At 44.4% G+C, this 14958-nt stretch carries 13 protein-coding genes; 2 read left to right on the top strand and 11 right to left on the bottom strand.

Features of this window, described 5'->3' with window-relative positions; genetic code table 11:
• The first annotated feature begins 50 nt into the window (after window positions 1–50).
• Window positions 51–2768, top strand: coding sequence for a PAS domain S-box protein (locus tag K9J17_13015; GenBank protein MCF8277647.1), 2718 nt, complete (start codon window positions 51–53; stop codon window positions 2766–2768).
• On the opposite strand, the gene hemN is transcribed toward K9J17_13015, so the two are convergent.
• Genes hemN through ccoS form a run of 8 tightly spaced genes read right to left on the bottom strand, consistent with a single transcriptional unit; the run spans window position 2769 to window position 10411 of the window.
• Entirely contained in the window at window positions 2769–4121 is a 1353-nt protein-coding gene (gene hemN, locus K9J17_13010; protein ID MCF8277646.1) for an oxygen-independent coproporphyrinogen III oxidase, read from the bottom strand.
• Window positions 4118–4825 (bottom strand): sulfite exporter TauE/SafE family protein, encoded by a 708-nt coding sequence (locus K9J17_13005; GenBank protein ID MCF8277645.1) that lies wholly within the window; start codon window positions 4823–4825, stop codon window positions 4118–4120. The genes hemN and K9J17_13005 overlap by 4 nt, the downstream gene beginning before the upstream one ends.
• Window positions 4825–5247: a FixH family protein gene (locus K9J17_13000; protein ID MCF8277644.1), complete on the bottom strand. Its 423-nt coding sequence runs from the start codon at window positions 5245–5247 to the stop codon at window positions 4825–4827. The genes K9J17_13005 and K9J17_13000 overlap by 1 nt, the downstream gene beginning before the upstream one ends.
• A gap of 4 nt (window positions 5248–5251) precedes the next feature.
• Complete coding sequence (gene ccoG, locus K9J17_12995; protein ID MCF8277643.1) at window positions 5252–6667, bottom strand: cytochrome c oxidase accessory protein CcoG; 1416 nt, start codon at window positions 6665–6667, stop codon at window positions 5252–5254.
• Window positions 6668–6719: 52 nt separating this feature from the next.
• The gene (locus K9J17_12990; protein MCF8277642.1) at window positions 6720–7901 is read right to left on the bottom strand and encodes a c-type cytochrome; all 1182 of its coding nucleotides are present in this window, start codon (window positions 7899–7901) and stop codon (window positions 6720–6722) included.
• 3 nt (window positions 7902–7904) lie between these two features.
• Window positions 7905–8096 carry a CcoQ/FixQ family Cbb3-type cytochrome c oxidase assembly chaperone gene (locus K9J17_12985; GenBank protein ID MCF8277641.1) on the bottom strand — a complete coding sequence of 64 codons (192 nt, stop codon included), beginning with the start codon at window positions 8094–8096 and terminating at the stop codon, window positions 7905–7907.
• A gap of 10 nt (window positions 8097–8106) precedes the next feature.
• Window positions 8107–10245, bottom strand: a complete 2139-nt coding sequence (ccoN, locus tag K9J17_12980) for a cytochrome-c oxidase, cbb3-type subunit I (GenBank protein MCF8277640.1) — start codon at window positions 10243–10245, stop codon at window positions 8107–8109.
• 4 nt (window positions 10246–10249) lie between these two features.
• A complete protein-coding gene (gene ccoS, locus K9J17_12975) occupies window positions 10250–10411 on the bottom strand; it encodes a cbb3-type cytochrome oxidase assembly protein CcoS (protein ID MCF8277639.1) in 162 nt (53 codons plus the stop codon).
• A gap of 326 nt (window positions 10412–10737) precedes the next feature.
• Between ccoS and K9J17_12970 the strand changes: the two genes are divergently transcribed.
• Window positions 10738–11493 carry an SDR family NAD(P)-dependent oxidoreductase gene (locus K9J17_12970; GenBank protein ID MCF8277638.1) on the top strand — a complete coding sequence of 252 codons (756 nt, stop codon included), beginning with the start codon at window positions 10738–10740 and terminating at the stop codon, window positions 11491–11493.
• 14 nt (window positions 11494–11507) lie between these two features.
• Here K9J17_12970 and K9J17_12965 read toward each other — a convergent pair whose 3' ends face one another.
• From K9J17_12965 to K9J17_12955, 3 genes are read right to left on the bottom strand one after another with little or no spacing between them, the layout of a single operon-like run.
• Complete coding sequence (locus K9J17_12965) at window positions 11508–12581, bottom strand: NAD(P)-dependent glycerol-3-phosphate dehydrogenase (protein MCF8277637.1); 1074 nt, start codon at window positions 12579–12581, stop codon at window positions 11508–11510.
• Complete coding sequence (locus K9J17_12960; protein ID MCF8277636.1) at window positions 12556–14256, bottom strand: 1-acyl-sn-glycerol-3-phosphate acyltransferase; 1701 nt, start codon at window positions 14254–14256, stop codon at window positions 12556–12558. The genes K9J17_12965 and K9J17_12960 overlap by 26 nt, the downstream gene beginning before the upstream one ends.
• A gap of 37 nt (window positions 14257–14293) precedes the next feature.
• A complete protein-coding gene (locus tag K9J17_12955; protein MCF8277635.1) occupies window positions 14294–14788 on the bottom strand; it encodes a DUF4442 domain-containing protein in 495 nt (164 codons plus the stop codon).
• Window positions 14789–14958: the final 170 nt, after the last annotated feature.

Raw genomic sequence — 14958 nt, 5'->3', positions numbered from 1 at the left:
CAGCAGTCGATTGGTCGAAAACTTGAACATTTGACCATCTTTACCGTACAATGATTCTACGGACGCACGCGTTCGGATGGATGATGAAGGGAAATAGTTCTAAAGATCGAGAATTCAAATCGTTGGCACCAAGTGCCGAAATGAGGTCGTTGCTCGACCACACTTCGCGTAGCGTGATCATTCTAGACCATGAATTCCGAATCTTGTGGTTCAATGCCCGTGCGGCTAAGGAAATGTTCGGTTTCTTTCAGGAAGAACTTAAAACCGGCAATTCTTATTGGGATTACGTTGACCAACATCAGAACAAACGTTTTATCCGCAACTTCAACACAGCGCTGAACGGACGTACAATCAGCACGGAACAGCGAGTAAAGAAACCTGATAATTCAGCAGATGAAATTTGGGTTGAAGGTAGATTCAGCCCACTACTCAATGATCAAGGAACGGCCGCAGGTGTGATCTACTCTTACAAGAACATTTCAGACCTGAAGCGGACCGAACGCCAAGCCTCTGAGAAAACACAGGTTCTTCAGGCTATTAACCACAACAGCTCGCAAGGTTTCATTCTTCTTGATGATGACGACAGGATAATGAGCTGCAATCTGATGGCGCCAGCCATGATTGCAACCATGCCGAACGAACTGGATCCGTATGGCCAGAACATCATAAAATGTATTCATCCAGATTGGAAGCAAGAGTTTCTGAACGGTATAAAAGTGGCCCGTGGCGGTGGCTCAGTTTCTGTCGAACTCGAAAAACCAGGGCTTGAAAACAACGTCATTGAGGTACGTTTTACACCTGTAAAACACAGCGTTGGAAAGAAAAAAATGGTTTCCATTTGGGCTTTCGATATCACGGACAAGAAAAAGGCGGAAAAAGACGTTAAACGGTCTGAAGAGAATTTACGTGCCGTGTTCGACAGTAGTTCTCAAACATTCTATCTGGTTGATCGAAAATTGAATGTTCTTGCATTCAATCAGGCTGCTTTTGCCATTATTAAAGAACAGTTTGGCATTGAACTGAAAGTGGGCATGAGCGTTTTGGACATAACCTCGAAAGAGAATCTGGTTCAATTCAGAATAGAAACAGAACGTGCCTTTTCTGGCAGAAAAGTTCAGGTCGAAAAGCATTTCAACATCAACGGCAAAGATTATTGGTTCGATCGTCATATCAATCCAGTTGTTAATTCGAATGGAGAATCAGATCGATTGAGCATTTGGTCAATTGATATAACGGATAGAAAAAAGGCCGAGAAAGCGCTGAAAGAGAACGAGTCAAAGTTCAGAAAACTGGCATCATTGCTTCCCGTTGGAATTTATCAGGTTGATGAAAACGGAAATGCAACCTACGTGAACGAAAGTTTGCAGCTCATCATCGGAACAGACCTCACCTCCATCTTAGATGGTTCTTGGACTGAAAACATTCATACGGAAGACAGAGCACGTGTAAAATCATCATGGAAGGCGGTTGAAAAGAACAAGAAACCCTTTTCAATGGAATATCGGTTCAAGCGACCAAACGGGAATGCGCTTCATGTATTAGAACAAGCTCAACCACTGTTCAATCATTTGGGCGAATACCGCGGATATCTTGGAACGATCATCGATATCTCAGAACAGAAAAAATCGCAACAGCTCTTTCAGGCTAAGCAAGTAGCGGAAAACTCACTGAAGTTCCGTTCAGATTTCCTCGCAAGCATGAGCCACGAAATCCGAACTCCATTAAATGGAATAATGGGTCTGAGCGAGATCTTGCTCAGTTCAAAGTTAACGACTGACCAAAAATCGAAACTAGAGAATATTCTGGATGCAAGTAAAGACCTTCGCTCCATTGTAAACGATGTGCTGAACCTGTCTGAACTTGAGGCTGGTAAAGTGAAGCTTCAGCTTGAGTCGTTCCATCTATCGCAATTGATTGAAACAATTGCCGAACGATATGAACCAGAGGCGAAAACCAAAGGATTGTCACTGAACTTCAGTACGCTAAAAAACGAGGTTCAACTTGACACCGACCGTAGACGGCTCACCCAAGTTCTTTCTAACCTTGTTCGCAACGCCATCAAATTCACAGACAAAGGATCTGTTTCTGTTTCAGTTGAAGTAGATGCGGATAATCTATTGCTGATAAAGGTGGCCGACACTGGGCAAGGAATACCGAAGGAAGACCAGAAAAAACTGTTCCAAGACTTCTCTCAATTACAGCACACTACAGCACAGAATCTGGAAGGAACTGGGTTGGGACTTTCGATAAGTAAAAAACTGATGCAGCTTTTAGGGGGCAAGATCGGTGTGGAAAGTACGGTTGGCACCGGAAGTACATTTTGGCTCTCTCTTCCGATTCGGTTGAACTCAATTGAACTGAAACCAATTTCCAAAGTTACTTCAAAACCGATAAAATCTTCCGTTCAGGGAACGAAAGTCCTATTGGTTGAAGACAATCTCATCAATCAGCAGGCATTTAAGATCATGCTACAGCGAATGGGCTGTAAAGTGGATGTCCTTTCCAATGGCAAGCAGGCTGTAGAAAACTTTGAAAAGAGCAAATACGACATTGTTTTCATGGACATTCAAATGCCCGAAATGGACGGACTTGAAGCCACTACAGAAATAAAGAGACGATACGTAGACGTTCCGCCAGTAATTGGTCTGAGCGGAAATGTACTTCAGCGCGATGATGATGGCAATCTGAAATCAGACATGGACGACCTTTTGCTCAAACCCGTTGTTTCCAATGACATTGAAAGAATGATCAAGAAATGGGTGGCCTGATCAGACGCTCTTAGAGAACATCTGCTGGCTGGAATCCTTAGTCCAAACGTATTCATCCAAGGCCATACAAATAGTTCGGATGAAGGCTCTTCCTTCATCATTCACATGAATTCCATCGTTGGTAATCGTCAGAAGATTATCAGCCAAATGTTCTGAAAGCCTATTCACAACCGACTCACGCTCGCCTTTTGGCAGATAATCGATGCTACAATTGAAGGTGCACATCAGATCGAGAATCGTTTTTCGGATGATGAGATCTTTTTCCGTGTGCAAGTGACCTTTTACCAATGGCAATTGCTTGTTCGAAATCCACTCTAAGTATGCCTCAACAGAAATCGGGTTCTGCGCCAAAGAACTCCAAGCATCGCTGATGGCCGAAACGCCAAGACCGATAAGTGTGTCATTCTTGGCTTCTGTATATCCCATGAAGTTCCGATGCATTTCTCCGTGCAGTGCAGCAATGGCCAAACCATCATCTGGCTTGGCAAAATGGTCCATTCCTATTTCCACATAACCGCTGTTCAGCAACTTTTCCTTGCCAGCGTTGTAGAGTGCAATCTTCATGTTCTCGTCAGGCAAGTCGCTTTCGTCATATCCGCGTTGTGATGGACTTTTCCAAGGCACGTGCGCGTAGCTGTAAAATGCGATTCGGTCCGGATTGAGCACCAGAACCTTATCGAATGTATCTAACAGGCCTTCCATAGTTTGTTTTGGAAGTCCATAGATCAGATCATAATTAATGGAACGGAAACCGAGCCAACGAGATTCCTGCGTTACTTTCCGAACTTGTGCAAACGATTGCATACGGTTAATCGTGCGCTGCACAACTGGGTCAAAATCCTGAATACCAAGACTGATTCGGTTAAAGCCTTTCTTTCTTAATTCTCGAAGCTGATCTTCGGTCGTATTGTTTGGATGTGCTTCAAAACTGAACTGCGCCTTATCGCTAACAGTGGCATATTTCAGAACACCATCCATCATCATACCTAAGTTTTCGGCTGAGAAAAAAGTTGGCGTTCCTCCTCCTAGATGCAGCTCTGCTAGCTTCGGTTTTTCTCCCAAAACCTCCACATACATTCTCCACTCATCCAAAACCGCATCAATGTAAGGTCCTTCAACCTGATGGTTTTTAGTGATGCGTTTGTTGCAACCACAATACGTGCACAGGCTTTCGCAATAGGGTAAATGAATGTACAGCGAAAGTCCTTCTGCCTTGTCTTTCTTGTAACTGGCCACAAGCCGTTTAAGATGTTCTTCCTTATTGAAACCAGTTGTATTCCAATGCGGTACAGTTGGATAACTGGTGTATCGCGGACTTGGAATATTGTATTTCTGAATCAGATTCGTGTTCATGGTGTGTGACATTGCGGAACGCCACCGACAGCAGTCATCTCCATATTTGGGCTGATGTATGGAATTCCAAGGTTCAGACCTCTGAGGATGAAAAGCGCTCCCATAATGGCAAACATTACAGGCATCAATTTTCGGATATTGGCGCGCCACTGAAGCGAAATGAGATCACCAAGAAATATGATAGAAATCATTACTGGAACGGTTCCTAATCCGAAGGCAGCCATAAATTCTGCGCTCGAAATCGGATCTCCAAGCGCCAAAGCTCCTGCCAGACCAACGTAAACCAATCCACAAGGAAGTAGTCCGTTTATCAATCCAAGTACCAAGGGACCGAAGGCATTCTTGCTTTGAAAAAGCCCTCTAAAGGTGTTTTTCAACTTGAGAAAAATGCGGGCAAATGTTGATGTGGGATTAAGCTTTTTGGTGATGGTCTTTGGAAGAATGAGAAACGCCAGAATCAATATACCAACAGCGATAGAAAGTGCTTGCTGGTATCCGCCAATGGCAATGCGCTGTCCGAGCAATCCAACCACCAGACCAAGAATTGCGTAGGTTGAAATTCTGCCCAGATTATAGGCCAATGCTCGAAGCACGCCAATCAGGCCATGCTTTCCGCCCATCGGCACTGAAAGCGCAATGGGACCACACATGCCAATGCAGTGAAAACTCCCGAGGGCTCCTATGGCAAATGCGGTAAAAAACATCAGTTCACATAAAATCCATCCTCTTGGAAATACGTTTTACCGTTACTCAACCACTGAACTTTGACCAAGTATTTTCCTTTCGTGAATTGAGAATGGGCAACGTTCAATTCTGAATCTACTGATGCTTCCTCCACTTTAAAATCCATGGTATCATCAGACGGACGGAAGAAATGGATCTTTACATCCGTTGCCTTTGAAGGAAAAACCAATTGTACCGCGTCTCCAACATTAGACACTACAACTTTTTGATTGTCATCCAACGCGTTCGTGAGCTCATCAATTCTACCTTGGTAGGCGATTTCTTGCTCATAGTAATCATCGGCCACAAGATCAAAATCCTGATTGACCGCTAGGTACACCAATCCCAGCATGAAAATGACGAATCCGATGTAACTTAATGCGATACCCTTTCCCCAGCCCATAGTTCTATTTTTTACCGGTTTGTATCGGTCCTATAAAATTGGTCTTCACCTTTTTCAGGAGTTTATCTCCGTCAAAAATTCCAACAGTTACCGATGTCTTTCTTTCTGTAAGTTCATCCTTTGGTACTGCGATGAACATGACACCCTCTGATGTTCCCTGTGATTCCAAATTGAGCATATCACCTACCAACTTCACCTCGCCTGGACCTTTCACAACCTTTAAACTCAAGGTCATATCGAGTGCTGTCTTATTGATCACCTTAAAGTTGTAGAGATTGGTGATGGTGTTGTTTTCCCCTTCCTGATAAAGCATTCCAGGAGTTCGAAGCACCGTTGCTCCAATGTCTGCGCGCGTAATAATGAGCGCAAACATGGCAATCATCAAAATGCTGAGTACAACCGTGTAGGCTTTTAAACGAGTGGTATAGGTGAAAGGCTTTCCAGTTGCAATGGTTTCTTCACTCTTGTAACCAACCAAGGCTTTTTCGAAGCCCACTTTTTCCATTACATGATCGCAAGCATCCATACAAGCCGTGCAATTGATGCATTCAAGTTGAGTACCGTTTCTGATGTCAATTCCTGTTGGACAAACATCCACACAGGCGTGACAATCGATACAATCCCCTTTTCCTTCAGCTTTGCGATTTTCTCCTTTTCGCCACTTACTTCTGCCTTCGCCACGTTCGTGATCGTAAGCAACAATCATTGAATTTCTATCAAGCAATACGCCTTGCAATCTTCCGTAAGGACAGATATTGGTGCAAACCTGCTCCCGCATTCTGGCAAACACGCCATAGAACACAAAGGTGAAAACGACAATCAGGATCAAACCAACTATATGATCTGCTGGCGAATCGGTCATGATCTTAAAAAGCTCATCATTGCCAATTATGTACGCCAAAAATGTGTTGGAAATGATGAATGAAATGGCGAAAAAGAGGAAATGCTTGATGGATTTCTTACGAATCTTCTCTGCATTCCAAGGCAAGGCATCCAAACGCTGCTGATGCTTCCAATCTCCTTCAATCCAATACTCAATCCTACGGAAAAGCATTTCCATGAAGATGGTCTGCGGACAGAACCATCCGCAGAAAATACGACCGAAGGCCACTGTAAAAAGCACAATGAACAACACGAAAGTGATCATGGCCAGACCGAACAGGTAAAAATCCTGTGGCCAAAAAACCTGCCCGAAGATGACGAACTTCCGTGCAAGCACGTTGATCATCAACAATGGCTCGCCACCGATCTTAATATGCGGCCCTGCAAAAAGGACAACAAGAAGTAGGTAACTCAGCCACTTACGCCAATTGTAATACCTACCAAATGGCATTTTAGGATAAATCCACTTTCGATTTCCGCTCTCGTCAAGTGTTGAGAGGTGATCCCTGAATGACCCTTTTTCATCTTTCGTCTCCATGTCTATTTCATTTCGGGGTCGGATATGATTATCCTATTCAAAACTTGCGGAATTACTCCGTTGCAGCGGCCGTAGCGGCCTCTGCAGCAGGAGCTTCCGTAGAATCTGCCGGTGTTGTCTGTGCGCCATCTTCCACCCATATATCTCCTTGTGGTTCTTTTCCGTTTTCAGGATTTGAACCTTGAAGAGAAATGATGTAAGATGCCACTTCTTGAATTTGAACTGGAGAAAGCTGTGCTTCCCACGAGATCATTCCTTTTGCAGGCACACCATATTTAATGGTTTTGAAAATGTTGTTGATTCCACCACCGTGAATCCAATACTCATCGGTAAGGTTCGGACCAACACCCAACGGTGTTTGCGTGCTACCTCCAGTTGCTGCATGGCATGCTACACAAAGCGATTGGAATTTCTCCTTTCCGTTGCCTATTGAAGTTGCATCTGTAAGTAAGGTTGCCGAATTTTCATCTACGTTATTTGCAGAACTGGCTAGCATTTCTGCCTTGGCATCTGCTGCAACAGTCATTTCTGTATTGTACTCATCGTACTGTCCTGGCCCGTCAGAAAACTCATAGTAGGCGATATAAACTACTCCAAATGCAATGGTAAAGTAGAACATGTATAACCACCATGGCGGAAGCTTGTTATCGAGCTCCATAATGCCATCGTACTCATGATCCATCAGAATATCTTTCTCGCGCTCAACTGGAACAGCAGCGGAAAGAGATCCTTCCCATATAGATTTTTCAACAACTGGCTCTGCCTCATCTTTAGAACGTAAGGACTTGATCAGACTGCTCAAGTTGTACAACATTCCAAGCAAAACGAATAGAAGGAATGCATTTACAATGATCATTATCCAAAACAATCCGTCAGACATTTCGAACATTGGAGCGGCTGCTGGCTCTGTTTGCGCCATAGCGGATGAAGACGCAAGAAGCAAAGCTGTACCGATAATAGCCGTAACTGTTTTGGCAGTACTTCTCCACTTTCCTTCCCAAAGCTGCTTATCGGAAAGTAATCCTTTGGTAACTCCGGCTACTACCCAAATAAGAATTAGCAGCATGAGTGCAAATGATGCCAAGACCCAAAATACTGCTGTATCATTGGCCTGAACCATGTTCTCCCAAGGAACAGGAACTACTGATTCCTGGGCACTTGCGTTGGCGGCAACGAGCATTAAAGCCGCTGCACCAAGCACTTTTGTTTTATTAATAAACCATTCTGTTTTCATGATTTAGATTTTATTGGTTGAACCTGCTTCCTCGTCCAACGGCATCATGCTCAGTTGATCGAAGTACTCCTTGCGTTGGATGACCAAGTAAGCCAGCACAGCCACGAAGAATGTGAAGAAAATAATGAAGGAGATAATCGGATAAATCTCTATCCCAGAAATGGTCTCCATATGGTGTTTAATGAACTTTAGCATGGTCTTTAGATTAATTGGTTACCATTGCGGCTTGGCCGTCCTTCACTTTAATATCAGTTCCTAAGCGCTGCAGATAAGCAATCAGCGCAAGAATCTCAGAATTTGGCAACACTTGTAGTCCGTCTTTCTCCAAATTCTTAGCAATGCTTTCAGATTGATATGTCAAATCTTGAACTGCAATCTGATCATAGCCTTCTGCATAAGGAACACCAAGCGTTTGCATAGCTCTGATCTTGCCTGCAGTCAACTCTGTATTCAAGTCATTTTCGAATAACCATGGGTAAGATGGCATAATCGTTCCTGGAGACATACTTCCTGGATCCATCATGTGGTTAAAGTGCCAGCTGTCAGAATATTTGGCTCCAATTCTGTGCAAATCCGGACCAGTTCGTTTAGAACCCCATTGGAATGGGTGATCATACACAAATTCACCAGCTTTAGAGTATTCTCCATATCGCTCAGTTTCACTTCTGAATGGTCGGACCATTTGAGAGTGACAATTGTAGCAACCTTCACGGATATAAATATCTCTTCCTTCCAATTCAAGAGGAGTATATGGTTTCACACTAGCAATGGTTGGAATATTGCTCTTAATAAGCATGGTCGGAATGATCTCTATCGCTCCACCAATGGCCACGGCAACCAAACTGAACACCAACATCTGTATTGGTCTTCTCTCAATTACACGGTGCCAACCTTCACCCTTGTGACCTTCGTAGTTTTTGGTCAACGCAAGTGCTGAAGCCTCTTCCTCTCTTTGGAATGAACCCTGTTTCATTGTCATGATCAGGTTATAAAGCATACTTATTACACCGATGATGTAAATGCTACCTCCGAATGCTCTGGCAGCATACATCGGCTTGATCTGAGTTACCGTTTCCAAAAAGTTCGGGTAAGCAAGAAAGCCTTCTTGTGTGAACTCTTTCCACATCAAACTTTGCGTGAAACCTGCCCAGTAAAGTGGCAACGCGTAGAAGATGATTCCAAGGGTTCCAATCCAGAAGTGGAAGTCAGAAAGCTTGGATGAATACAGTTTTGTGTTCCACAGTTTTGGGACCAAGTAATAAAGGATACCGAAGGTCATGAAACCATTCCAACCCAATCCACCAATGTGCACGTGCGCCACGACCCAATCCGTAAAGTGGGCTATGGCATTCACGTTTTTCAACGACATCATGGGGCCTTCAAACGTGCTCATACCATAGCAAGTAACTGCCACAACCATGAATTTCAGAACCGCACTTTCACGAACTCTATCCCAAGCACCTCTCAGTGTAAGAAGTCCGTTGAGCATACCTCCCCAAGATGGAGCGATGAGCATAAAAGAGAATACCACACCAATGTTCTGCGCCCACTCTGGAAGCGCTGTATACAATAAGTGGTGAGGGCCTGCCCAGATATAGATGAAGATAAGTGCCCAAAAGTGAACAATGGATAATCGATAAGAATAAACCGGACGATTAGATGCCTTTGGAATGAAGTAGTACATCAATCCCAAATAAGGTGTGGTTAAGAAGAACGCAACCGCATTGTGGCCATACCACCATTGCACCAAGGCATCCTGAACACCAGCGTACCAACTGTAGCTCTTGAAGAATGAAACAGGAAGCTCAAAGCTGTTCACAATGTGAAGCATGGCAACCGTTACAAACGTGGCGATGTAGAACCAGATGGCCACATACAAGTGTCGCTCTCTCCTGTTCAAAATGGTCATAAACATGTTCAATCCGAACACCACCCAAACCAAAGCAATGGCGATATCGATCGGCCATTCCAATTCAGCATATTCCTTACTAGTCGTAATTCCTAAAGGAAGCGTTACCACAGCCGAAAGAATGATCAGCTGCCAACCCCAAAAGTTGATGTTGCTAAGAACATCGCTCCACATTCTTGTTTTCAGCAAACGCTGAAGGGAGTAATAAACCCCCATGAAAATCCCGTTACCAACAAATGCGAAAATGACCGCATTCGTATGCAACGGGCGTATCCTACCGAAGGTAAGCCAGGGGGTTAAGAAATTGAACATGGGATCCACCATCTGCAAAGCAGCGGTAAGTCCTACCAGCATGCCGATAATACCGAACGCCATGGTGGCGAAGGCAAATTTTCGGACAATGGTATTGTCGTAACGGAAGGTTTCCTTTTCCATCGATTTAGTTATTGGTTTCTGTTGATTTTTTCTCGTCAAAAAGAATGCGCATCGCAGGCGTTTTATCATCATCATACTGCCCCGTTTTCACAGCCCACAGAAAAGCAGCCAAGAACCCAAGGGCCGCTACAATACTGATCGCTATAAGGAGAAATATGACTTCCATTCTTAGGCAACAAAGAAATTTCAGTAGCTGCTTGTGATTACTGAGAGCAGTCACAGCCAAAACTGATATTGGTCAGAAAGTTCAAGCTTACGTCACGTTGGACCTCGAACTGACAAGGGCGTTTCCCCGATGAAAAATCTGGGTCGGACTTTCCGCTTCTACTCCTCGCTTAGCTGCGGAGTAACCGCTGCAATCCCTAACGCAAGCCGTCTTCCGATCTTGTCATTTCGACAGACCAAAGGGACGGAACAAATCTTTTCCAAATAGATGTCTCGACTTCGCAAGCTCCGCTCGACATGACAAAAGGTAAATCGTAATTTTCCCCCATGTCAAAAACAGCCATCATCACAGGTGCCACAGCAGGAATAGGCGAAGCCACCGCTATCGAATTTGCCAATCTTGGTTACGATCTCATCCTTACAGGAAGAAGGAAAGAACGCCTCGAAAAACTGAAGTCAGAATTGGAATCCAAATACGGAATCACAGTTTCTACTCATTCATTCGATATAAGAGTACGATCAGAAGTCGAGAATTTCTGTCGGAATGAAATTGGAGATAGAACCATTGACATATTGGTGAACAACGCAGGTTTGGCATCAGGACTTTCCCCACTTCACGAAGGCGATGTAGACGATTGGGAAAAGATGATTGACACCAACGTGAAAGGTTTGCTTTACATCACCCGCGAAATTGCGCCTCGAATGGTTGCGGCCAACTCAGGGCACATCATCAACGTTGGTTCCATTGCTGGCATCGAAGTTTACCCAAACGGAAACGTGTATTGCGCCACCAAACACGCGGTGCACGCCATTTCTGAAGGCCTGCGAAAAGAATTGTTTGACAAAGGAATCAAGGTCACGAATATCGCTCCGGGGCTTGTTGAGACTGAATTTTCCATCGTCCGTTTTCATGGCGATGAAAATCGCGCTAAAACCGTTTACCAAGGGATGGAAGCGCTTACACCAAAGGATATTGCCGATTGCATTTCATTTGCTATCACACGTCCAAAGCATGTGAATGTGGCTGATATGCTGATACTCCCTTCAGACCAAGGAAGCTCCACGCAAGTGAACAGGAAATAGATTTCCGGACCTACTTATCGACCTCCGAACATAGAGCGGTCGATGTCCACGTAGAACGGAAACTTCATCAAATAATCGAGTCCTTCTTCCACGGTTTTTTCGCCAAAGATCACATCGTATATCGTTTCTGTAAGTGGAACGCGAATGCCAAGATAATTGGCCATTGCTCTCGAAATTCTAAGCGTATTGAGACCTTCGGCCACTTCTTCCATATCGGCAAGAATGGCTGTTAACGTTTCTCCTTTGGCCAAACGATAACCAACAGTGAAGTTTCGGCTTTTCGAACTCGAACATGTAGCTATAAGGTCGCCAACTCCGGCCAATCCGAGCACAGCCACAATATCGCCACCAAGGTGTTTTCCAATATGGATCATCTCTACCAAACCACGACTAATGAGCAGCGCTTTGGCATTCTCTCCAAAGCCTAATCCGCTCAGCGCACCAGCCGCTAAGGCAATAACGTTCTTAAGAACACCGGCAATTTCAACTCCAGTAAGATCATGGCTTCCGTAAACCTGAAATCGCGGAGTTCGCAAGGTCCGTTGCCCAATTTTTATCACTTCGTCAAAATGACTGGCAATGACCGTAGCTGCTGGCTGTCCTTCAAGAATCTCAGATGCCAGATTTGGCCCTGCCAAACAGCCAACTCTTCGAACGATGGTTTCCTGCATGATCACCTCTGTCATGGTGTTCACCTTTTTCGGATTGAGTTTAAACTCAGCAGTGAGCTGTTCTCCATCAGCCATTCGAACATCCACACCTTTGGTTCCATGGATAAGAATGTGTTCGGGCGTGAGAAAAGGAGCCAATGTTTTGATTGTTTCCCTGAAACCTGCCGATGGAATGATCGGGTAAATGAGCTTGCATTGATCAGCAACTTCCTGCACATCCGTGGTAGCTCGAACGTTCTCGTGCATCGTTCGACCACGATTAATTCGTGTCGAATTGATGGAATCAGCCACATCTTGACTTCTGGTCAGCATGATAACAGGTTGGTTTTCTGCCAACAGATTGGCAATGGCTGAGCCGAAGCTTCCACCACCCAATACGCCAACAGGTACTTTATCTGATGAATTTGTGGAGCTCATATCCTTCTAATCTATTGTGATAGAAATACAGGATCTTAATATCCTGCGACTCAAAATCACCGTCTGCGTTGTACATCAATGGCAACTTTGCGTGGTAAATACCAAGATTGGCAAGTCCTTTTTTAATGATGCTTGAAAGGCTTCCTTCCAGAATTTCCTTCTCTACGTGGATTTCGCCAAGCTCGTTCAATTGTCGTAATCGGGTAACGACCTTATCCACCACATCCATCAATTCTTTTGGTTTTATCACCAAGTCTTCTGAAGGCAAACGCATAAGGCCGTAAAGGTCCATTTTATTATATCGCGTCTTAATAATACGGAAGGCAGCATATGCCAAAATCTGACTACAAAAGGCCACAGCCTCCGCATGAAAACTCTTTACGATTCGCTCTCCAAGCATGCGTGTGTATTCCGCATCGCGCTGCATGTCTTTGGTAATATCCCCGTTGGAATAAAAGTACTTCTTGATATCCACAACGTTTCCGTGCGGATCAAAACTGTTTCCTTCCTCATCAACGCGGTTACCAAACAAATCCATTGGTGCACCATAACGAACAGCAATTTCGGATGAAGCGGTAAAGAACTTGTAGATGAAGCGCATCATTTTGCTCGAAGTCGAAAAATCATCGTTCTCTACATAATAATGCTCTTGTCCACTTATCTTGAGATGCTGATCGATCAGGCTTTGAGCCTCGAGTACAAAATTGTAATTGATGGTTACCGGAATCACGAAAATCTTCTTCGCCTCTTCTCCATCATCTATAAAATTCATCCGTTGGGCCTGAAGCGCAGTACCTAGTAATCCGAGTTTCACCCGCTTCTCCAGCATTCCACTCCGTGACCTTGTTCCGCCTGGAAAAAACAGACCATTGCAACCTTTTCTGAGCGAAAGCTCCGAGTACATTTTCAGTGTTTCGAGGTAAAGCGTGTTCTTCTTTCTCCGATCCACTTTGTACGCTCCTAGCCGATTCATGAACCACGCCATGATCTTGATTCCGAAGAGGTTCAAACCAGCTCCGTAAAGAACCGGTGGTAATCCGATACTTTGAATTGCCCAACCAATAAGCATTGAATCAAGGTTGCTGAAATGCGTTGGAACAATGATGACTGTGCCTTTTTCGGCCAATGCACGAACGTGATCGATCTCTCCTATGAGATGGATCTTATCATGAAGATTGTGTCGACTTCCCCAAAAGCGGGAAAAACCTTTGTCTTGCGAAGCATTGAGCAAGCGCGCAAACATGAAGGTTGTAAAGCCTTTCGCAAAATCATACGCTTTCACATCGAAAACGCCAGCAATTTCTTCCGCATAACGCTTCACAATACGTTGTATCAGGTCTTCATGACCGAAGGCATTCGGATTCTCGTGACCCGCATTTATGCGAACCATGTCCTTTTTTACTTGACTCCAAAATTCTTTCTCATCTGGAGCATCGGCTTTCCAAGGAGTTTGGGTCAATCGAATTCGTTCGGTGTAAAGCGTCCGAGCTAATTCATCTTTCAAGTTAGCTGGATTATTCCCGAGCGATTCCTTGATGTTCTCAATTGAGAGCTCAACCAATTCTTTCAGAAATTCCTCTCGATGATTGGTGAGTTTTACGATAGGCCACGAATCCGAATCGGGAAGAATCGGATCGTACAACCAGCCATCAGAATTATGAACCTTCGTAGCCATGTTCGAATATAGGAATTAACGCTTGCGACCGAAAGGTTTACTTGCTCCGTTTCTTCACCGTCCAAGTAAAAGAGAAGTTTGCAACTTCTACTCCATTATCCATTACTCCTACCGATTTCATTTCAACCAGTACTGCTTCGCCCGTTCGGCAAGTTTCAGAAACGGCATCGAACATTTTCTGTCCATCGTTGCAAGTGTAGGTTACGTGGCCGTTTGCCTTTTTGGTAAACTGTGCCCGATTTTCTGAAACCAACATCGCTACGCTTTCGCCCGAATGCTCAATGGCCAAAACGCAAAGCATGCCAGTGCTCATTTCGGCAGACATACTCTGTGCAGCAAAATAAATAGACTGGAAAGGATTCTGATTACGCCATCCGTAAGGCATAGAGATCTGACAGCCGTCCGTATCAATACTTTTCACCCGACAACCGGCCACCCAAGCCAACGGCAACTTCGTGAATAGAAATAAATTGAACAGAAACCAATTATCTATTCTGTCGCGAAACTTCTTTCCCTTTGTAGATAACTCCATTCTAGATTGTTTCTCCTACTCTCAAGCGTTCGGCATTCTCTGCCATCTGCAACGCGTCCAACATTTCCTGAATGTCACCATTCATGAAATCGGTCAATGAGTAAAGTGTGAGCCCGATGCGATGATCGGTAATTCGTCCTTGCGGATAGTTGTATGTTCTGATCTTGGCA

Source organism: Flavobacteriales bacterium (assembly GCA_021739695.1).
In the GTDB taxonomy this organism is placed as follows: domain Bacteria; phylum Bacteroidota; class Bacteroidia; order UBA10329; family UBA10329; genus UBA10329.
The sequence above is the reverse complement of the archived record's forward strand: the minus strand, read 5'-3'. Positions and strand labels throughout refer to the sequence as shown.

Coding starts and splice junctions, on each gene's coding strand:
- K9J17_13015 (MCF8277647.1), top strand. CDS start 51: ATGATTCTACGGACGCACGCGTTCGGATGGATGATGAAGGGAAATAGT.
- hemN (MCF8277646.1), bottom strand. CDS start 4,121: ATGAACACGAATCTGATTCAGAAATACAATATTCCAAGTCCGCGATAC.
- K9J17_13005 (MCF8277645.1), bottom strand. CDS start 4,825: ATGTTTTTTACCGCATTTGCCATAGGAGCCCTCGGGAGTTTTCACTGC.
- K9J17_13000 (MCF8277644.1), bottom strand. CDS start 5,247: ATGGGCTGGGGAAAGGGTATCGCATTAAGTTACATCGGATTCGTCATT.
- ccoG (MCF8277643.1), bottom strand. CDS start 6,667: ATGGAGACGAAAGATGAAAAAGGGTCATTCAGGGATCACCTCTCAACA.
- K9J17_12990 (MCF8277642.1), bottom strand. CDS start 7,901: ATGAAAACAGAATGGTTTATTAATAAAACAAAAGTGCTTGGTGCAGCG.
- K9J17_12985 (MCF8277641.1), bottom strand. CDS start 8,096: ATGCTAAAGTTCATTAAACACCATATGGAGACCATTTCTGGGATAGAG.
- ccoN (MCF8277640.1), bottom strand. CDS start 10,245: ATGGAAAAGGAAACCTTCCGTTACGACAATACCATTGTCCGAAAATTT.
- ccoS (MCF8277639.1), bottom strand. CDS start 10,411: ATGGAAGTCATATTTCTCCTTATAGCGATCAGTATTGTAGCGGCCCTT.
- K9J17_12970 (MCF8277638.1), top strand. CDS start 10,738: ATGTCAAAAACAGCCATCATCACAGGTGCCACAGCAGGAATAGGCGAA.
- K9J17_12965 (MCF8277637.1), bottom strand. CDS start 12,581: ATGAGCTCCACAAATTCATCAGATAAAGTACCTGTTGGCGTATTGGGT.
- K9J17_12960 (MCF8277636.1), bottom strand. CDS start 14,256: ATGGCTACGAAGGTTCATAATTCTGATGGCTGGTTGTACGATCCGATT.
- K9J17_12955 (MCF8277635.1), bottom strand. CDS start 14,788: ATGGAGTTATCTACAAAGGGAAAGAAGTTTCGCGACAGAATAGATAAT.